Here is a 16,930-nt window from a genome sequence, read left to right on the forward strand (position 1 = left end):
CCAACTGCTATCGGATCCGTTGCGAGCGGGCATCCATCGCGGCCATGTACACGGAGCGGTAAGGCTCGCCGAGATTGATGAAATGCACCAGCAAGGAGTCCTCGCTGGCCAGATGCGGCGGCGTGTTGATGCTGAGGTTGTCAAGGATGTTCTGCTCGCCGACAAGGCCCTCTTCCATCAGCACCTCGTTCGTGTAGTACTGGTCGCCCTGGCTGCTGTAGACCGCCGACTTGTCAGCCACGCCGCCGATGCGCTCCCAGATGCGGTCGAGCAGGCGCGAGTTGCCGGGCGTGTTCCGAAAACCCATGACGCCAGAGTTGAACTGCCAGGCGCCGACGTCCTTGGCAAGCAGCAGGTCGCGGCCTTCGAGCAGTGGCTCGATGCGTTTCGCCTGGTTGTAGAAGACGACATCCGCATCCACCCAGATGACCCACTCATGACGGGTCAGGTGCTGGTTGATGAGCCAGCTCCGGATCCAGGAGCCGTTGATGTTCGGACCGATGGATGCGGGAATGTCGCGGTACACGTGGTACGCATGGCCATGCCTGTCGCAATAGCGGCGCACGTTGTGCTCGGACACCCGCGCGTAGCTCCGGATATGCGGCGTATAGAGCGTCAGAAAGGCGACGGGCGCCTCCGGGTTGTAGCTGTCCACCGCCGCCGGCGATACCTCCGGGTACGCCGGCTCCTGCAGGACCGGACGCCCCTGGGTCAACGCCTCGTCGACCTGCTCTGCCAGCAAGCGCTGCAGGTTCAGATCGTGCAGCATGTCCTCGCGCAGTTCGCCCTCCACCTCGACCGGCAGCGGTCCCAGGTTGACCACGAAGATCGACGCCTGGTACCACTGCGCAATGCGCCAGGACACGTTGACGTAGAACCCCTGCTCCATGGCATTGCATCCCAGCAGGCCCGCAGGCCGCAGGCGCGCGGCCTCGTCGATGCGTTTCGCCGCCAGCGCGATCACGTGCCCTGAATCGACGATCAACTGGTGCAGCATCGACCGGTTGGCAGCCGTGTTGCGCACGACCATCATGTTGGTCATGGCCAGGCCCGTCTGGCTGCCCACGGGAGGACTCTCGACCACGAGCAGGTCACGTCCCTGCATCAGGACGTCGATCGCCACGGGGTGGAAGACCACCGAATCGCCATCGATGAAGAACAGCCAGTCTCCTTCGGTCAGCGTGCGCAGATGGCGCAGGATCTCGCTGTACTTGGCGCTGGCGCGAAGCGCCGGGTGAAGGATGCGGTCGCTCTCGATCCATTTGTGGGGATAGCCGTAGAGCCTGCAGTAGTGCGCGTGGTTGCGCAGCACCGCTTCGTCCTGGCGCTGAAGGATACTGAGGCACAAGGGCATGGCTTACTCCGCAAGGCCGGGCTGGGCCAACGCACGCTTGGCGTCACGGTAGGCCGTGGAAGCCACCAGTGCGTCCCAGGCAATCGAGGGGCCACTTGGCAACAGGCCCCTGCGGCGCGCTTCGCTGCGCATGTCAGGCTTCCAGCGCTCAGTACGCGCCGCGAGAGCGAAGTCTTCGAGCATTTCATCCAGCGGCGCGCCGTCGCCAACGCTCTTGTTGCACAGCATCGCCAGATCGCACCCGGCTTCGAGCGCAGCCAGCGCCGCATCGGCGTAGCTGAGCAACCGGCCATCGATATAGCGGCCCGCCTCCATGCTCAGGTCGTCGCTGAACACGGTGCCGCCGAAGGCAAGGCGCTGGCGCAGGATTGCCTTGAGCCACTTCGACGAAAACCCCGCCGGCCGCTTGTCGACCTTCGGATAGATCACGTGCGCAGGCATCACCGCAGCGAGCGTGCCCGACAGCCAGTCGTACGGCTTGGCATCGTCGTCCAGGATGGCCTTGAGGCCGCGCTCATCCACCGGAATCTCGACGTGCGAATCCGCATGCACGAACCCGTGTCCCGGGAAGTGCTTGCCGCAGTTGCGCATGCCCATCTGCAGCATGCCGTGCATCACGCTCTTGGCCAGCAGCGCGACCACGCGCGGGTCGCGGTGGAAGCTGCGGTCGCCGATGACGCTGCTGCCGCCGTAGTCCAGGTCGAGCACCGGTGCGAAGCTGAAGTCGACGCCGCAGGCGCGCAGCTCGCCCGCCAGCACCTGTCCGGCAGCGGTCGCGGCCTGGGTGGCGCGCATGGCGTCGCGCATCCACAGCTCGCCCAGCGCGCGCATCGACGGCAGGCGCGTGAAGCCGTCGGTGCGAAAGCGCTGCACGCGGCCACCTTCGTGGTCGACGCAGATCAGCAGGTCGGGCCGGATTGCCTTGATCTCGGCATTGAGCGCGGTCATCTGGGCGCGATCCCGCCAGTTGCGGGCGAAATGGATCACGCCGCCGACAAGCGGATTGGCGAGGCGCCGGCGGTCGGCGTCGTTGAGTTCAGTGGCCGCCACATCGATGATCAGCGGCGCGTGGGGGCGATCGGCAAGCCCGGCGGTCATGTTTTCTCCACCACCACGAAGCTCGCGGCGTATTCGGTTTCGTCGGTCACGGTCACGTGGGCCGTGAGGCCCTGCGCCTCGAACCAATCCTTCAGGTCGCCATGCAGCACGATGACGGGCTTGCCGCTGCGCAGGTTCGCGATTTCGCACAGCCGCCAGCTCATGGGCGAACGCATGCCCAGGCCGATAGCCTTGCTGAAGGCCTCCTTGGCGGAGAACCGGGTCGCAAGGTAGCTCAGGCCGCGCTTGGGCCAGCGAGCGCGGCGGGCTTCCCAGACCTTGAACTCGGCATCGCTCAGCACCTTGCGGGCAAAGCGTTCACCCTGCCGCTCGAAGGTCGCTGCAATGCGACGCAAGTCGCAGATGTCGGTGCCAATGCCGTAGATCATGCGGCGCTGGCGTTCATTGCTGCGCCTCGTCGATGCAGCGCAGGTAGTCGCGCGTGGCGGCCGTGTAGCCAAGCTCGAGCGCGTCGGCCACGAAGGCATGGCCGATCGAGACCTCCTGCACGCCGGGCACCGCGCGCAGGAAGGCGGTGAGGTTGTCGCGGCTCAGGTCGTGCCCGGCATTGACGCCCAAACCCGCGGCCAGCGCCGCGCGCGCCGAATCGGCATAGCGCGCCAGCACCGCCTGCTCGTCGGGCGTGCCGCGTGATGCCGCGTAGCCTTCGGTGTAGAGCTCGACGCGGTCGGCGCCCACGGCCTTGACCGCGGCCATCATCTCGGGGATCGGGTCCATGAACAGGCTGACGCGTACGCCCAGCGCCTTGGCTTCGGCGATCAGCGGGCGAAGGCGGTCGGCGTCGTCGGGGAAGGTCCAGCCGTGGTCGCTGGTCGACTGGGTTTCGCTGTCGGGCACGAAGGTGGCCTGGTGCGGCTTCAGCGTGCGCACGAAATCCATCAGGTTCTGGAACGGGTTGCCCTCGATGTTGAACTCGATGGCCGGCCAGTCCTTGGCGAGCAGCGCCGACAGGTCGCTGACGTCGTGCGCGCGGATGTGGCGTGCATCGGGCCGCGGATGCACCGTGATGCCGTGCGCACCGGCGGCCAGGCAGGCCTGGGCAGCCTTCACCACGCTCGGAATGCCCAGGTGGCGCGTGTTGCGGACCAGGGCGACCTTGTTGAGGTTGACCGACAGCGAGGTGGCAGTGGCGATGCCGGCATGGCCTGAAGTGCTCATAGTGCTTGCAGATCTCTCATCATTTGCCGCGTGCGCAGCGTGGACACGCCGCAATGGTAGTTGAGCAAGGCGCGCAACTGGTTGCGCAGGGCACTGTTGCTACCGGCGTTCATGGTGGCAATTTCACGCAACGTGGCGGTAAAAGGAGCCCGGTCGTCGAGAACGGCCTGCAGAGCCTGCCACTCGGTACCGGTCAGTGCTGCCTCGTCGGCGGCGGCCTGGCGCAATCCGGCTTCGGGCACGAGGCTGTAGCGCTCCCGGGCGGCGAGCGGTTCCAGCGTGAGGGTCTGCGCATCGAGCGAGGGCAGCAGGCCAACCCCGCGCAGCAGCAGCAGTTCGAAAGCGCGCAGCGCCGCCGCCTGGGTGGCCGCCTGGGCCTCGGCGTGATCGCCCGCCAGCACCTGAACAACCCCGGCGTAGGCGTCGAACAGCGCTTCGTGGGCGTCATCGCGCGCCAGCAGTCGCAGCAGCAGTTCGTTGACGTAGTAGCCCGACAGCAGCGCCTCGCCGGTCGGCATGACGTGGCCGCCCATCCATTCGGCGCCCTTGAGCGTGCGGATCTCGGCGTCGCCACCGTAGTTGAGCTGCAGCGGCTGCAGCGGCAGCAGCACGGGACGGAAGTTGGAGCTCGGCCGCTTCGCCCCCTTGGCCACGAGCGCGATGCGCCCGTGGTGGCGGGTGAATACCTCGAGGATCAGGCTCGACTCGCTCCAGTCGTAGCGATGGAGGACGTAAGCCGGCTCGTGCGAAACGCGGTGGGTGGCCATGTCAGTGCGCTATGGAGCATCGAGGCTTGAAGGCGGCAAACGCCGTGGAACCGGCTTCGCCGGGCCACTGGCGTTGCCCCCTGCAAGGGGGTTGGCGGCTACGCGAAGCGAGCAAGCCTGGGGGTTTGCCTACTCATAGCCGAAGGAACGCACGCGGGCTTCGTCATCGGCCCAGCCCGAGCGCACCTTCACCCACAGTTCGAGGAACACCTTGGCGTCGGCCAGCTTTTCGAGCTCGACGCGCGTTTCCATGCCGATGCGCTTGATGCGCTCGCCCTTGTCGCCGATCACCATGGCCTTGTGGCCGTCGCGCTCGACCACGATGGTGGCGGCAATGCGCAGCAGGCGCTTCTGGCCCTTCTTCTGGGGCGGCTCTTCCTCGAACTTGTCGATGATGACGGTCGAGGTGTAGGGCAACTCGTCGCCGGTGAGGCGGAACAGCTTCTCGCGCACCAGCTCGCCGGCGAGGAATTTCTCGCTGCGGTCGGTCAGCTCGTCCTCGTCGTAGAACCAGGGCTGTTCGGGCAGGTACTTCTCGCAGATGCCGAACAGGCGCTCGACATCCTTGGCGTTCTTCGCCGACATCGGTACGAACTCGGCGAAGCTGTGCTTCTCCTGCATGGTCTTCAGCCAGGGCGCGATGTCACCGCGGCGATGCACGTTGTCGAGCTTGTTGGCCAGCAGCACGGTCGGGATGCCCTTGCCGAGCAGCTTGAGCACGCGCTCGTCGGCCGGCGTGAAGCTGCCGGCCTCGACCACGAACAGGATCAGGTCCACGTCGCCGACCGCGCCCTGCACGGTCTTGTTGAGCGACTTGTTCAGCGCGTTGGCGTGCAGGGTCTGGAAACCCGGCGTGTCGACGAACACGAACTGCGTGGCGCCCAGCGTGCGCATGCCGGTGATCCGGTGGCGCGTGGTCTGCGCCTTGCGCGAGGTGATGCTGATCTTCTGGCCCACCAGCGCGTTGAGCAGCGTCGACTTGCCCACATTGGGCTTGCCGACAATGGCGATGAGCCCACAGTGCTGGGGACCGCCGGTACCCGCGCCGCCTTCTGCGTCTTCGGGCCCGGCTACGGGATTGATAGCATCGTTCATAGTGATTTCACGCGGCACCGCGTGCCTTGAGCCGGATCAACATGGCAGCCGCGGCCGCCTGCTCACCGGCGCGGCGCGAGCCGCCGATGCCGCGTTCGCGAAGCCCCAACTCGGGCACCTCGCACTCGACATCGAAAGTCTGCTTGTGCGCCGCGCCCAGTGTGGCAGCCACGCGATACACCGGCAGCTTCATTTTGTGACCCTGCAGCCATTCCTGCAATTCGGTCTTCGGATCCTTGGCCGCGGCTTCCATGCGCGGGTTGATTTCGACCGACTCGTAGAGCCGGTGCACCAGCGCCTCGGCGGCGGCAAAGCCGGCGTCCAGATAGACCGCGCCGATCAGCGCCTCGAGCGCATCGGCCAGGATCGACGGCCGGTTGGGCCCGCCCGAGCGCGCCTCGCCCTCGCCGAGCCGCAGCAGCGGCGACAGCGCCAGTCCTACCGCCAGGCGATGCAGCGTGTCCTGCTTGACGAGGTTGGCACGCACGCGCGACAGGTCGCCTTCGGGCAAAGCCGACAGGCGCATGTAGAGCAGATGCGAGACCGCCAGGTTCAGCACCGAGTCGCCGAGAAACTCGAGGCGCTCGTTGTGGTCGGCCGAGAAACTGCGGTGCGTGAGCGCGAGCTGGAGCAGCCGCGGGTCGGAGAAGGTGTGCTGGAGGCGCGCCTGCAGCGCGGCGAGGCTGCCGTCCACCTTTTTTGGCGCCGTGTTCAGCGGGTTTCGCCCTTGTACTTGAGCGTCAGGAAGGCGGGGCCGAACAGGGGGATCTCGCGCTCGTACGAATACGACACGACCACCTTGTCGCCGACCTTCTTGATCTCGAGGTCCCTGCCGCTGACCGACTTGAAGTCGTCGATGGCCTGGGCGCGATCGAAAATCGCGCGCACTTCGGGCACGGTTGCCCCCTCCTTGGCCTTGTTGGCGGCCTTGTCGATGGCCTGCCATTCGATCAGCGTCGGGATGACCTGCGCGACGACCACGCCCAGGCACCCGAGCACCACCGCGACGAACACCAAGCCGATGAACGAAATGCCGCGTTGCTGCGCAGCCCTGCTGCGAACGAACCGATGTGTTCTCATGCCCTCATACCCCTCGAACTATGCTGATGAATGCTTATTGAAACGGACCGATGCGACCCAGATCGCCGAAGTTCATCCAGACGAAGAACGCCCTGCCCACGATGTTCTTGTCTGGAACGAAGCCCCAGAAACGCGAGTCCGCCGAATTATCGCGGTTGTCGCCCATCATGAAATAGTTGCCGGCCGGCACCTTGCAGACCACGCCTTCGACCGAGTAACGGCAGTTTTCGCGAAACGGAAAGTCGCTGGCGCCCGGAACGAAGGACGGCGCGGCCTCGTCGTTGAGCAGCTTGTGCTGCTTGCCGCCCAGGTCCTCCCCATATTGCTTGAGCAGGCGCATCGACTCGCTGTCGAGGTAGTCGGCATCCGCCACCTTGGACACCGGCTGGCCGTTGATCGTCAGCTTCTTGTTCAGGTAAGCCACTTCGTCGCCGGGAATACCGACCACGCGCTTGATGTAGTCCATGCTCGGCTTGGGCGGGTAGCGGAACACCACCACGTCGCCGCGCGCCAGCGGCGTTCCGTCGGTGATCTTGGTGTTGATCACGGGCAGGCGCAGGCCGTAGGTGAACTTGTTGACCAGAATCAGGTCACCGGTCAGCAGCGTGGGCATCATCGAGCCCGAGGGAATCTTGAAGGGCTCGTAGAGAAACGAGCGCAGCAGGAACACCACCAGGATCACGGGGAACAGGCCCGCGGTCCAGTCGAGCCACCAGGGCTGCATCAACAGCCGCTCGCTCGCCTTCGCGTCGGCCGTATCGACCTGCCTGATGCCCTGCTCGGCCAGGCGCGCATTGCGCTCGGTCAGCGAGTCTTCGAGCCTGGCGGCGGCCCGTTCGCGCCGGGGCAGGAAATAGAAGCGCTCGGCCAGCCAGTACAGCCCGGTGACCACTGTGGCCAGGAACAGCAGCAAGGCGAAGTTGCCTTCGATCGCGTTGAAATACCAGGCGCCGACATAGGCGGCAAAAGCCGCGAGGACCAGGGAGGTGAGGAATGCCATTTTTTGATCAGTCTTCGACTTGCAGAATCGCGAGGAAGGCCTCTTGCGGGACCTCGACGGAGCCGATCTGCTTCATTCTTTTCTTGCCCGCCTTCTGCTTCTCGAGGAGCTTCTTCTTGCGGGTGATGTCGCCGCCATAGCATTTGGCCAGCACGTTCTTGCGAAGCGCCTTGATTGTCTCACGCGCAATGATGGTGACCCCAATGGCCGCCTGGATTGCCACGTCGTACATCTGGCGCGAAATGATCTCGCGCATCTTCGACACCACCGCCCGGCCGCGGTACTGCGACTGGCTGCGGTGCACGATGATCGACAGCGCGTCGACCTTGTCGCCGTTGAGCAGGATGTCGACCTTGACCACGTCCGAAGCGCGGTACTCCTTGAACTCGTAGTCCATCGAGGCGTAGCCGCGGCTCACCGATTTCAGCTTGTCGAAGAAGTCGAGCACGATCTCGCCGAGCGGCATCTCGTAGGTCAGCATGACCTGGCGGCCGTGGTAGGCCATGTTCATCTGCACGCCGCGCTTCTGGTTGGCCAGCGTCATGACGGAGCCGACGTATTCCTGCGGCATATAGAGATGCACGGTGACGATGGGCTCGCGGATCTCCGCCATCCTGCCGACGTCGGGCATCTTGGACGGGTTCTCGACCATGAGCACTTCGCCGTCGTTCTTGACCACCTGATAGACCACGCTCGGCGCGGTCGTGATCAGGTCCTGGTCGAACTCGCGCTCCAGGCGCTCCTGCACGATCTCCATGTGCAGCAGGCCGAGGAAGCCGCAGCGAAAGCCGAAGCCGAGCGCCTGGCTCACCTCGGGCTCGTAGCGCAGCGACGAATCGTTGAGCTTGAGCTTTTCGAGCGCGTCGCGCAGCGAGTCGTACTCGCTCGCCTCGGTCGGGTAGAGGCCCGCAAACACCTGCGGCTGGATCTCCTTGAAGCCGGGCAGCGCCTCGGTGGCCGTGGCCGCCGCGCCGCCGCTGCCGGGCTTGATCAGCGTGACCGTGTCGCCGACCTTGGCCGCCTGCAGTTCCTTGATGCCCGCGATGATGTAGCCCACCTCGCCCGCCTCGAGCGACGCACGCGCTTCGTTGGCGGGCGTGAAGACGCCGACGCTGTCGGCGTTGTACATCGCACCCGACGCCATCATCTTGATGCGATCGCCCTTCGCGAGCCGGCCGTCGACCACGCGCACCAGCATGACGACGCCGACGTACGCATCGAACCAGCTGTCGACGATCATCGCGCGCAGCGGACCGTCGGGATTGCCGCGCGGCGCGGGCATTTTGGCGACGATGGCTTCGAGAATGTCGTCGATGCCCACGCCGGTCTTGGCCGAGCACGGGATCGCATCGGTCGCGTCGATGCCGATCACGTCTTCGATCTCGGTGCGTGCGTTGTCGAGATCCGCGTTGGGCAAATCGATCTTGTTGAGCACGGGCACCACTTCGACGCCGAGGTCGAGCGCGGTGTAGCAGTTGGCCACTGTCTGCGCTTCGACGCCTTGCGATGCATCGACGACGAGCAATGCGCCTTCGCATGCCGACAGCGAGCGGCTCACTTCATACGAGAAGTCGACGTGGCCTGGCGTGTCGATCAGATTGAGGTTGTAGACCTGCCCATCGCGTGCCTTGTAGTGCAGCGCAGCGGTCTGTGCCTTGATGGTTATCCCACGCTCTTTTTCGATGTCCATCGAGTCGAGCACCTGCGCTTCCATCTCGCGTTCTGCGAGGCCGCCGCAACGCTGGATCAAACGGTCTGCGAGCGTCGACTTGCCGTGGTCGATGTGCGCAATGATCGAAAAGTTTCTGATGTGATTCATCAACGGGAACGCTTAAGTACTTGAATTGGCTCGTGCGCAGAGTGCGACAGGCAAGAAAAAAGGGCGCGTCTTCTGGAGACGCGCCCTGAACCAACAAGCAATGGCAACTGCAGTAGTTGGAACTTCATTGTAGGCAAAAAGGGAAGCACGTACATCCGGGAACAGGGTCCAAAGGGGTCGTTGCAGGTCCACAACATCAAAGATACGAACAGGTTATCCACAGGATCGGTGGAGCAGTTGCTGAACAACTTGTGGGCGATCTGTGGAGCACCGGTGGACTGCCGTCTGACATCTCGCATCGTGAAGGTCAGGGCACTCCTTATGCGCTGACCGCCCGCCGAGGGTGCCCTATTCTACCGAAATCCGTCCTTAGCCTTCCGATAAGTTAGTAATCGCAAACAAATATTGGCATTTCCAGGCCGTCAGATTTTTTTCGAGGCTGGCCCCAGAACGTCGCAAACACCTCAAAAAATGGCCCCAAACCCGACTGCCGGGTGGGGCCACTTGACGCCAACGCCGGATCAGCGTGCGGGACGAATCAGAGCGTACTGCGCCCAGTCGCCGCGACGGAACAGCACACTGAGCGGCTTGCTCTTGTCGGCCTTGCCGACGGCCGACTCGAATTCGCGCACACTCGAAACCTCGACATTCGCCACCGCCAGGATGACGTCGCCTTCGCGCAGGCCCGCACGAGCCGCGGCGTCGTTGGCGGCATCGACCTTCACGCCGCCCTTCAGCTTGAGTTCTTTCTTCTGCGCATCGGTGAGATCGCTCACGGCCAGGCCGAGCGACTTGAGGGCAGCGGATGCCGACGGCTTCGGCGCCGGCTCGTCGCGGTCGCTCGCGCGCTTGCCGGGCTTGTCGGGCTCGATCTCGGCAATGGTCACGTTGAGCTCGCGCGAAGCACCGCGGCGAAACACCGTGAGCGTGCTCTTGGTGCCCGGCTTGGTGTTGCCCACCAGGCGCGGCAGGTCGCTCGGCTTCTCGATGGCCTTGCCGTCGAACTTGGTGATGACGTCGCCCGGCTCCACGCCGGCCTTCTCGCCCGGCGAACCGGCTTCGACGCCGCGCACCAGTGCACCCTGCGCCTTGCCCAGGCCGATGGCTTCGGCCACGTCCTTGGTCACCTGGTCGATCTGCACGCCGATGCGGCCGCGCGAAACGCGCCCCGACGTGCGCAGCTGCTCGCTCACGCGGATCGCCTCGTCGATCGGGATCGAGAACGAGATGCCCATGAAACCGCCCGAGCGCGAGTAGATCTGGCTGTTGATGCCGACCACTTCGCCGCGCATGTTGATCAGCGGGCCACCCGAGTTGCCGGGGTTGATGGCCACGTCGGTCTGGATGAACGGCAGGTATTCGCCGGTGTCGCGCTGCTTGGCGCTCACGATGCCGGCGGTGACGGTGTTCTCGAGGCCGAAGGGCGAGCCGATGGCCATCACCCATTCGCCGACACGCAGCTTGGAGATGTCGCCGATCTTCACCGCGGGCAGGCCCGCGGCCTCGATCTTGACGACCGCGACGTCGGTGCGCTTGTCGGCGCCGATGATCTTGGCCTTGAACTCGCGCTTGTCGGTCAGCGTGACCAGCACTTCGGAGGCGTCCTCGACCACGTGCGCATTGGTCATCACGTAGCCGTCGGCCGTGAGGATGAAACCGGAGCCGACGCCGCGCGGACGCTCCTCTTCCTGCGGCTGCTGCGGCCGGTTCGGCCGCGGGGTCGAGCGCGGTGTGCCGGGCAGCGGCTGGCCGAAGAAGCGGCGGAAGAACTCCTGCATTTCCTCGTCCATCTCGCCGTTGCTGCCGCGCTGTGCGACCTTCTCGACGGTGCGGATGTTGACCACGGAGGGGCCCACCTGATCGACCAGGTCGGTGAAATCGGGCAGTGTGCGCGTCTGCGCATGGGCCGGCTCGACCGGCAGGAATGTGGCGCCAGCTGTCACTGCGAGCGCAAGAGCCAGCAGGCCGGAACGAAACTTGTGTCCCTCGACTTTGAAGATCATCGGTTTTCTTTCAAAAGAACAGAGCGGCTGAAAACAAGTGCTGTGAGTCTGCATCGTCCGCTTGGTTCAGCGCAATTGGCGCTTGTGCGGCCCGTCAGCGCGTACGCGCGAGGCTTTGGGCGAATGCATTGAGCGTCTGCTGCGGCACCTCGCCGACCGCGGTCAGCCACCAGTCGCCGGCCGGTTCGGGCAGACGCCGGCGGATGGCATTGGTCGCGCCGATGGTCAGCACGCCGTCGCGGGGCGCGCGCGCCGCGTCGTAGCGCTCGATGAAGAGCGACACCGAGGCCAGGCCATCGGAGAAGGTCCACTGGACCGTGGCCGCGTCCTGCTTCGGCTTGCCGCCGCCGCCTTCGCTGCCTGCTGTCGGACGGCGGAAGAAGCTTCGGGGCTTGAATCCGGCCACGGGTGTTCGCAGCATCCAGCCTTCGTCCTGCGCGTTGCTGCGCTCGAGCTCCAGCTTCTCGACGCGGTAGCCCGAGGTGTTGGACATCATCTGCGAGAGCGCCTGCGCCTTCACCGGCGCGTCGAGCTGCAGTTCGGAGAAGGCCGATTGCTCCACCACGCGGGATTCGCTGTCGACGGTCTGCAGCTTCACCACCAGTCCCGAGCGGCGCTCGCTCCAGATGCGATAGCCGAAGCGCAGCCCGTCGTGCGGCACCAACTGCACCACGTCGGCGTCGAAACCGGCCACGCGGTCCTTGCCGATCGCGCGCACGTCGTAGAAATCGCCGATCGATGAATCGGGCTGGTCCGGCAGGTTCGGGAAGAGATCGAGGTTCTCGCGCTTCTCGACCTTCACAACTTTTGCTTCCGGCAGGAAGGTCATGACATTGCGGTTGCGCCGGAAGGTCGAGCGCTGCGGCCCCGACAAGGCTTCGATGCGTTCGATCTGGTGCTCGCCGTCGCGCACATGCCAGATGCGCGCGCTCGACAGATCGCCGCCCGGCGCCGACACCACGAAGGTGCCCACATAGTTGCGCTGCCGAGCCCCCGCGTGCATGCGCTGCAGCCACTCGGTCACGCCCATGGCCGGCGGCTCGTCCGTCTGTGCGGTGGCCGCACTCTTCGCATTTGCAGCGCCCGAGCGGGTCTGCGCGGTGGCAGCCTGCGCAAGGCAGAAAGCGGCAAACACAAGCACGCAGGCGCGTGCGGAGATCGGCATCTGAACGGTCATTGCGGGCGGCGGGTAGGAGTTGCGCGCGCTCAGCGCGTCGGTCCCTCGAAAGTGGCATTGCGCAGGAAACCCGAAGGCATTTGCGATGCGCCGCCGGCCTGCTGGTGCGCCTCGAGCAGTTGGTCGAGCCGCGGATCGCGCAACATGACTTGAGGATTGCCATTGCCCACGAGCACGCGCGTCGGGGTCAGCACGCTGCCGGCGGGCTGCGGGCTGTTGATCGCTGCTGCCGCCAGCACCGAATTCACCGCCGGCTGCTGTTGCTGCGGGACCGACGCCAGCTGCGCGCCTCCCTGAGGAACCGCGGTGCCATTGCCGACCAGGGTCCAACTGATGGCGGCCACGGCCATCAGCGACGCGGCGCCGGCCACCAGCTTCCAGCGGAACACCGGCTCGTTGGCCGCTTCCGCCCTGCGCTGCACAGGCTGTGCCACCGATGCGGCGACCGGCGTCGACGCAGGGGCGACCATCACGGGCTCCGCCGCCAATCGCTGTTGGAAGCGCGCCAAGAATGTGGAGGTGTCGCTGCACGGCGAATGCGAACCCGAACGCAGCACGTCGCCCGCGACGTGGAAGGCCTGCCATGCCGCCCGCGCCTCGCCATCGGCGCAGATTGCTTGGATCGCTTGCGCGAACGCCTCGCCCTGCAAATGACCATCCGCAAGTGCAGACACCTGTTCCCGAACCGTCATCGTCTGATTCATTTCATTCACCTGCTTACTTACCAACGCTTGCCGGACTGGTTGTCCAGCAGTGGCTTGACCCTGGCCGAAATGGCCTCGCGCGCCCGGAAAATACGCGAACGCACCGTACCGATGGGGCAATCCATGACCTCGGCAATCTCTTCGTAACTCATGCCCTCGATTTCACGCAGCGTGACCGCCTGGCGCAGCTCGACAGGGAGTGCTTCCATGGCTGCCTCGACGGCACTGGCGATTTCGTTCGCCGCCATGACCGATTCGGGGGTTTCGTCGGTGGTTGGTTCGTTTCCGGGACGGTAAGTTTCATCGTCGTCCTCAGAAGAAGGCCTCAGGGCAGCCTCGGAAATGGTTGGATCGCGCTTCATGTCCACCAGCGCCTTCTTGGCCGTGTTGACGGCGATCCGGTAGAGCCAGGTGTAGAACTGCGCCTCGCCGCGGAACTGATGCAACGCGCGGTAGGCACGAATGAAAGTTTCCTGCGCGATGTCCTCGATCAGGTCGACGTCGCGCACCATCCGCCCGATCAGCCGCTCGATGCGGCGCTGGTATTTGATGACCAGCAGTTCGAATGCCTTCTGGTCACCCGCGACGGTACGCTGGACCAGTTGGAAATCGACCTCGCCCGGACGCGGCGCCGCGGCGGGCACATCGGTCAGGCCGGATTCCGGCGGCACGGGAGGCACGGAAGTGGTCATCGACGGGAGTTCAGGGCGCGTCTGCCGGCGCCGTCGCGCGCCAGGGATCGCCAGCAGATGCCGCGGACGGGGCGCGCGCATATATCGCGCGGCGCACGTCGCGCCAGCGCTCCGGCATGGCCCTCTGCTCGATCCAGAGCCAGCGCCTGGCGCGGCCCGGCTCGGTGAGGCCGACCAGCATCAGCGACTGGAAATCGAGCGCTGCAAATGCCCGGGCGGCATGCACGGTGCGGGAGGCAGGGGCTCCCGTCAGCGACCAATGGAGGCCGTCGAAATGCAGCACGCCCGCGCCATCGCGCCGCAAGCCGAAGCCCGCAGCGACGCCCGCGAACACGACACTGAAAACCAGCAGCAGCTGGCGCCATCCAACGCTATCGAAGAGATAGCAGGACGCGCCCGCACAGCAAGCGCCAAGGGCCCAGAGAACAACGAGAATCCGGGTTGCGCCACGCGAGCGCCCCACCGGATAGGTCACCGACGGCGCGCTGTGCATGAAAGAGCAATGCTGCTCAAGCGCGCTTGAACACCAGCGTGCCGTTGGTGCCGCCGAAGCCGAAGTTGTTCTTGACCGCGACATCGATCTTCAGATCGCGCGCCTCGTTGGCGCAGTAGTCGAGATCGCACTCCGGATCCTGGTTGAAGATGTTGATGGTCGGCGGGCTCTTCTGCTCGTGCAGCGCCATCACCGTGAACACCGATTCGATGCCACCCGCGCCGCCCAGCAGGTGGCCGGTCATGGACTTGGTCGAATTCACGACGAGCTTCTTCGCGTGATCGCCGAATGCCAGCTTGACCGCGTTGGTCTCGTTGAGGTCGCCGATCTGCGTCGAGGTGCCGTGCGCGTTGAGGTACTGCACCTGGTCGGCATTGACGCCGGCATTGGCCAGCGCCATGGCCATCGAGCGGCGCGGGCCGTCGACGTCCGGCGCGGTCATGTGGTACGCGTCGCCCGTCAGGCCGAAGCCCGCGACTTCCGCATAGATCTTGGCGCCGCGCGCCTTGGCGTGTTCGTACTCTTCAAGCACCAGCACGCCGGCGCCCTCGCCCAGCACGAAACCATCGCGGTCCTTGTCCCACGGGCGCGAGGCCGTGGCGGGATCGTCGTTGCGCGTGCTCAATGCGCGAGGCGCGGTGAAGCCGCCGATGCCGAGCGGGGAAATGGTCGATTCCGCACCGCCCGCGATCATCACGTCGGCATCGCCGTACTCGATCATGCGTGCCGACGTGCCAATGGCATGCAGGCCGGTGGTACAGGCCGTGACGACAGCAATGTTCGGGCCCTTGAAGCCGTACTTGATCGAGACGTGGCCCGAGATCATGTTGATGATCGACGCCGGCACGAAGAACGGCGAGATGCGGCGCGGGCCGCGATTCGCGTATTCGCCGTGCGTTTCTTCGATCATCGGCAGTCCGCCGATGCCGGAGCCGATGTTGCAGCCGATGCGCACGGCTTTTTCATAGGACAGCGCTTCGCCGGTCGGCAGTCCGCTGTCCTGCACCGCCTGGATGGCGGCGGCGAGTCCCAGATGAATGAAGCGGTCCATGTGACGCGCTTCTTTCTCCGAGATGTATTGGGTGATGTCGAAACCTTTGACCTCACCGGCGAACTTGCAGGCGAAGGCGCTTGCATCGAACGCGGTGATGTTCGCAATACCCGACTTCCCGGCCAACAGGTTGGCCCAGGATTCGGTTGCGGTGTTTCCGACAGGAGCGATGCAACCGAGTCCGGTCACGACGACGCGGCGTTTGGTCATGCCGGCAAACCTTTCTGGAAGCGCTGAACAGTTGCCTGTCGGCGCGAGCGGTTCAAGTAAAAGCCGCCGGCCGCAGTTGCAGTGTTGTCAGCTGGCCTATCAGGCCTTTTGATTCTTGGTGGCGTAGTCGACGGCGTTTTGCACCGTGGTGATCTTCTCGGCATCTTCGTCGGGAATTTCGATGCCGAATTCGTCTTCGAGTGCCATCACGAGTTCGACCGTGTCGAGCGAGTCCGCGCCGAGGTCGGCCACGAAGGCCTTTTCATTCGTCACTTGGGACTCTTCCACGCCGAGCTGCTCGGCGATGATTTTCTTGACACGTGCTTCGATATCGCTCATTTGGTTCCCTCTGAGGGTTGTAGGTAATCGGTGGATTTTAGCCGGGCGCATTGTGGCATTTGCCGTGCACCCGGTACGGGGAAATTTGCGCCTTGCGGCTACATGTGCATGCCGCCGTTGACGTGCAGCTCCTGCCCCGTGACGTAGGACGCCTGGGGCGATGCGAGGTAAGCCACCGCGTGCGCGATGTCGGCCGGCTTGCCCAGGTGGCCCAGCGGGATCTGCTGGAGCAGCGCCTGTTGCTGGGCTTCGGGAAGGCTGGCCGTCATGTCGGTCTCGATGAAACCGGGTGCGACGCAGTTGACGGTGATGTTGCGGCTGCCCAGTTCGCGGGCCAGCGCACGGGTCATGCCCGCGACGCCGGCCTTGGCGGCCGCATAGTTGGCCTGGCCGGCGTTGCCGGAAGCGCCAACCACGCTGGTGATGCTGATGATGCGGCCGTAGCGCTGCTTCATCATCGGCCGGATCACCGCGCGCGAGAGCGAGAAGACGGCCTTGAGGTTGGTGTCGAGCACCGCATCCCAGTCGCTGTCCTTCATGCGCATGGCGAGCGTGTCGCGCGTGATGCCGGCGTTGTTCACCAGCACGTGGATTGCGCCGTAGGCCTGCACGATCTCGTCGATCAGGGCCTCGACGGCGGCGCCGTCATTCACGTCGAGTGCACGGCCGCGGCCGTCGAAGGCACTGAGGGCCGAGGTGATCTTGGCCGCGCCGTCATCGGTGGTGCCGGTGCCCACGACCTTGAGGCCGCGCTGGGCAAGTTCCAGCGCGATCGCCGCGCCGATGCCGCGCGTTGCGCCGGTGACCAGGGCGACTTGCCCTTCGAATTTGGGAATGCTCATAAGAAAAAGTGTCGGGGCCTTGCCGGT

The 16,930-nt window shown here is 65.1% G+C and carries 18 protein-coding genes; all 18 read right to left on the reverse strand.

Annotation, left to right across the window (positions count from 1 at the left end):
• Nucleotides 1-7: 7 nt before the first annotated feature.
• A complete protein-coding gene (locus ACCC97_RS01270) occupies nucleotides 8-1,354 on the reverse strand; it encodes a galactosyl transferase GMA12/MNN10 family protein (RefSeq protein WP_413331406.1) in 1,347 nt (448 codons plus the stop codon).
• A 3-nt stretch (nucleotides 1,355-1,357) separates the two neighbouring features.
• Nucleotides 1,358-2,452 (reverse strand): beta-N-acetylhexosaminidase, encoded by a 1,095-nt coding sequence (gene nagZ / locus ACCC97_RS01275; protein WP_007830486.1) that lies wholly within the window; start codon nucleotides 2,450-2,452, stop codon nucleotides 1,358-1,360.
• On the reverse strand, nucleotides 2,449-2,841 hold the full coding sequence (acpS, locus tag ACCC97_RS01280; RefSeq protein ID WP_007830485.1) for a holo-ACP synthase: 393 nt from the start codon (nucleotides 2,839-2,841) through the stop codon (nucleotides 2,449-2,451). Before acpS ends, nagZ begins: the two co-directional genes overlap by 4 nt.
• A gap of 13 nt (nucleotides 2,842-2,854) precedes the next feature.
• Nucleotides 2,855-3,631 carry a pyridoxine 5'-phosphate synthase gene (locus tag ACCC97_RS01285; RefSeq protein ID WP_413331407.1) on the reverse strand — a complete coding sequence of 259 codons (777 nt, stop codon included), beginning with the start codon at nucleotides 3,629-3,631 and terminating at the stop codon, nucleotides 2,855-2,857.
• A complete protein-coding gene (recO, locus tag ACCC97_RS01290) occupies nucleotides 3,628-4,398 on the reverse strand; it encodes a DNA repair protein RecO (RefSeq protein WP_413314986.1) in 771 nt (256 codons plus the stop codon). Before recO ends, ACCC97_RS01285 begins: the two co-directional genes overlap by 4 nt.
• Before the next feature lie 129 nt (nucleotides 4,399-4,527).
• Nucleotides 4,528-5,493, reverse strand: a complete 966-nt coding sequence (gene era / locus ACCC97_RS01295; protein ID WP_007830482.1) for a GTPase Era — start codon at nucleotides 5,491-5,493, stop codon at nucleotides 4,528-4,530.
• A 7-nt stretch (nucleotides 5,494-5,500) separates the two neighbouring features.
• Nucleotides 5,501-6,187, reverse strand: a complete 687-nt coding sequence (rnc, locus tag ACCC97_RS01300; RefSeq protein ID WP_007830481.1) for a ribonuclease III — start codon at nucleotides 6,185-6,187, stop codon at nucleotides 5,501-5,503.
• Between the two features lie 17 nt (nucleotides 6,188-6,204).
• Nucleotides 6,205-6,573, reverse strand: a complete 369-nt coding sequence (locus ACCC97_RS01305; RefSeq protein WP_007830480.1) for a DUF4845 domain-containing protein — start codon at nucleotides 6,571-6,573, stop codon at nucleotides 6,205-6,207.
• 34 nt (nucleotides 6,574-6,607) lie between these two features.
• The gene (gene lepB / locus ACCC97_RS01310) at nucleotides 6,608-7,573 is read right to left on the reverse strand and encodes a signal peptidase I (protein ID WP_413331408.1); all 966 of its coding nucleotides are present in this window, start codon (nucleotides 7,571-7,573) and stop codon (nucleotides 6,608-6,610) included.
• A 7-nt stretch (nucleotides 7,574-7,580) separates the two neighbouring features.
• Nucleotides 7,581-9,392, reverse strand: a complete 1,812-nt coding sequence (gene lepA, locus ACCC97_RS01315; protein WP_007830478.1) for a translation elongation factor 4 — start codon at nucleotides 9,390-9,392, stop codon at nucleotides 7,581-7,583.
• Nucleotides 9,393-9,913: 521 nt separating this feature from the next.
• Nucleotides 9,914-11,395 (reverse strand): DegQ family serine endoprotease, encoded by a 1,482-nt coding sequence (locus ACCC97_RS01320; protein WP_413331409.1) that lies wholly within the window; start codon nucleotides 11,393-11,395, stop codon nucleotides 9,914-9,916.
• A 94-nt stretch (nucleotides 11,396-11,489) separates the two neighbouring features.
• Nucleotides 11,490-12,572 (reverse strand): MucB/RseB C-terminal domain-containing protein, encoded by a 1,083-nt coding sequence (locus tag ACCC97_RS01325; protein ID WP_413331410.1) that lies wholly within the window; start codon nucleotides 12,570-12,572, stop codon nucleotides 11,490-11,492.
• A 29-nt stretch (nucleotides 12,573-12,601) separates the two neighbouring features.
• Entirely contained in the window at nucleotides 12,602-13,276 is a 675-nt protein-coding gene (locus ACCC97_RS01330; protein WP_007830475.1) for a sigma-E factor negative regulatory protein, read from the reverse strand.
• 17 nt (nucleotides 13,277-13,293) lie between these two features.
• Nucleotides 13,294-13,968: an RNA polymerase sigma factor RpoE gene (rpoE, locus tag ACCC97_RS01335; protein ID WP_413314991.1), complete on the reverse strand. Its 675-nt coding sequence runs from the start codon at nucleotides 13,966-13,968 to the stop codon at nucleotides 13,294-13,296.
• Nucleotides 13,969-13,978: 10 nt separating this feature from the next.
• Nucleotides 13,979-14,461, reverse strand: a complete 483-nt coding sequence (locus tag ACCC97_RS01340) for a hypothetical protein (RefSeq protein ID WP_007830473.1) — start codon at nucleotides 14,459-14,461, stop codon at nucleotides 13,979-13,981.
• Between the two features lie 16 nt (nucleotides 14,462-14,477).
• Nucleotides 14,478-15,722, reverse strand: a complete 1,245-nt coding sequence (gene fabF / locus ACCC97_RS01345) for a beta-ketoacyl-ACP synthase II (RefSeq protein WP_007830472.1) — start codon at nucleotides 15,720-15,722, stop codon at nucleotides 14,478-14,480.
• A 99-nt stretch (nucleotides 15,723-15,821) separates the two neighbouring features.
• On the reverse strand, nucleotides 15,822-16,061 hold the full coding sequence (gene acpP, locus ACCC97_RS01350) for an acyl carrier protein (RefSeq protein ID WP_007830471.1): 240 nt from the start codon (nucleotides 16,059-16,061) through the stop codon (nucleotides 15,822-15,824).
• A 98-nt stretch (nucleotides 16,062-16,159) separates the two neighbouring features.
• Nucleotides 16,160-16,903 carry a 3-oxoacyl-ACP reductase FabG gene (gene fabG, locus ACCC97_RS01355; RefSeq protein WP_056510018.1) on the reverse strand — a complete coding sequence of 248 codons (744 nt, stop codon included), beginning with the start codon at nucleotides 16,901-16,903 and terminating at the stop codon, nucleotides 16,160-16,162.
• Between the last annotated feature and the right edge of the window lie 27 nt (nucleotides 16,904-16,930).

Source organism: Variovorax sp. Varisp85, from assembly GCF_047304045.1.
GTDB lineage: Bacteria > Pseudomonadota > Gammaproteobacteria > Burkholderiales > Burkholderiaceae_C > Variovorax.

What these genes read in the sequence shown, in the direction of transcription:
- ACCC97_RS01270 (WP_413331406.1), bottom strand. Translation starts at nt 1,354, where the DNA reads ATGCCCTTGTGCCTCAGTATCCTTCAGCGCCAGGACGAAGCGGTGCTG.
- nagZ (WP_007830486.1), bottom strand. Translation starts at nt 2,452, where the DNA reads ATGACCGCCGGGCTTGCCGATCGCCCCCACGCGCCGCTGATCATCGAT.
- acpS (WP_007830485.1), bottom strand. Translation starts at nt 2,841, where the DNA reads ATGATCTACGGCATTGGCACCGACATCTGCGACTTGCGTCGCATTGCA.
- ACCC97_RS01285 (WP_413331407.1), bottom strand. Translation starts at nt 3,631, where the DNA reads ATGAGCACTTCAGGCCATGCCGGCATCGCCACTGCCACCTCGCTGTCG.
- recO (WP_413314986.1), bottom strand. Translation starts at nt 4,398, where the DNA reads ATGGCCACCCACCGCGTTTCGCACGAGCCGGCTTACGTCCTCCATCGC.
- era (WP_007830482.1), bottom strand. Translation starts at nt 5,493, where the DNA reads ATGAACGATGCTATCAATCCCGTAGCCGGGCCCGAAGACGCAGAAGGC.
- ACCC97_RS01305 (WP_007830480.1), bottom strand. Translation starts at nt 6,573, where the DNA reads ATGAGAACACATCGGTTCGTTCGCAGCAGGGCTGCGCAGCAACGCGGC.
- lepB (WP_413331408.1), bottom strand. Translation starts at nt 7,573, where the DNA reads ATGGCATTCCTCACCTCCCTGGTCCTCGCGGCTTTTGCCGCCTATGTC.
- lepA (WP_007830478.1), bottom strand. Translation starts at nt 9,392, where the DNA reads ATGAATCACATCAGAAACTTTTCGATCATTGCGCACATCGACCACGGC.
- ACCC97_RS01320 (WP_413331409.1), bottom strand. Translation starts at nt 11,395, where the DNA reads ATGATCTTCAAAGTCGAGGGACACAAGTTTCGTTCCGGCCTGCTGGCT.
- ACCC97_RS01325 (WP_413331410.1), bottom strand. Translation starts at nt 12,572, where the DNA reads ATGACCGTTCAGATGCCGATCTCCGCACGCGCCTGCGTGCTTGTGTTT.
- ACCC97_RS01330 (WP_007830475.1), bottom strand. Translation starts at nt 13,276, where the DNA reads ATGAATCAGACGATGACGGTTCGGGAACAGGTGTCTGCACTTGCGGAT.
- rpoE (WP_413314991.1), bottom strand. Translation starts at nt 13,968, where the DNA reads ATGACCACTTCCGTGCCTCCCGTGCCGCCGGAATCCGGCCTGACCGAT.
- ACCC97_RS01340 (WP_007830473.1), bottom strand. Translation starts at nt 14,461, where the DNA reads ATGCACAGCGCGCCGTCGGTGACCTATCCGGTGGGGCGCTCGCGTGGC.
- fabF (WP_007830472.1), bottom strand. Translation starts at nt 15,722, where the DNA reads ATGACCAAACGCCGCGTCGTCGTGACCGGACTCGGTTGCATCGCTCCT.
- acpP (WP_007830471.1), bottom strand. Translation starts at nt 16,061, where the DNA reads ATGAGCGATATCGAAGCACGTGTCAAGAAAATCATCGCCGAGCAGCTC.
- fabG (WP_056510018.1), bottom strand. Translation starts at nt 16,903, where the DNA reads ATGAGCATTCCCAAATTCGAAGGGCAAGTCGCCCTGGTCACCGGCGCA.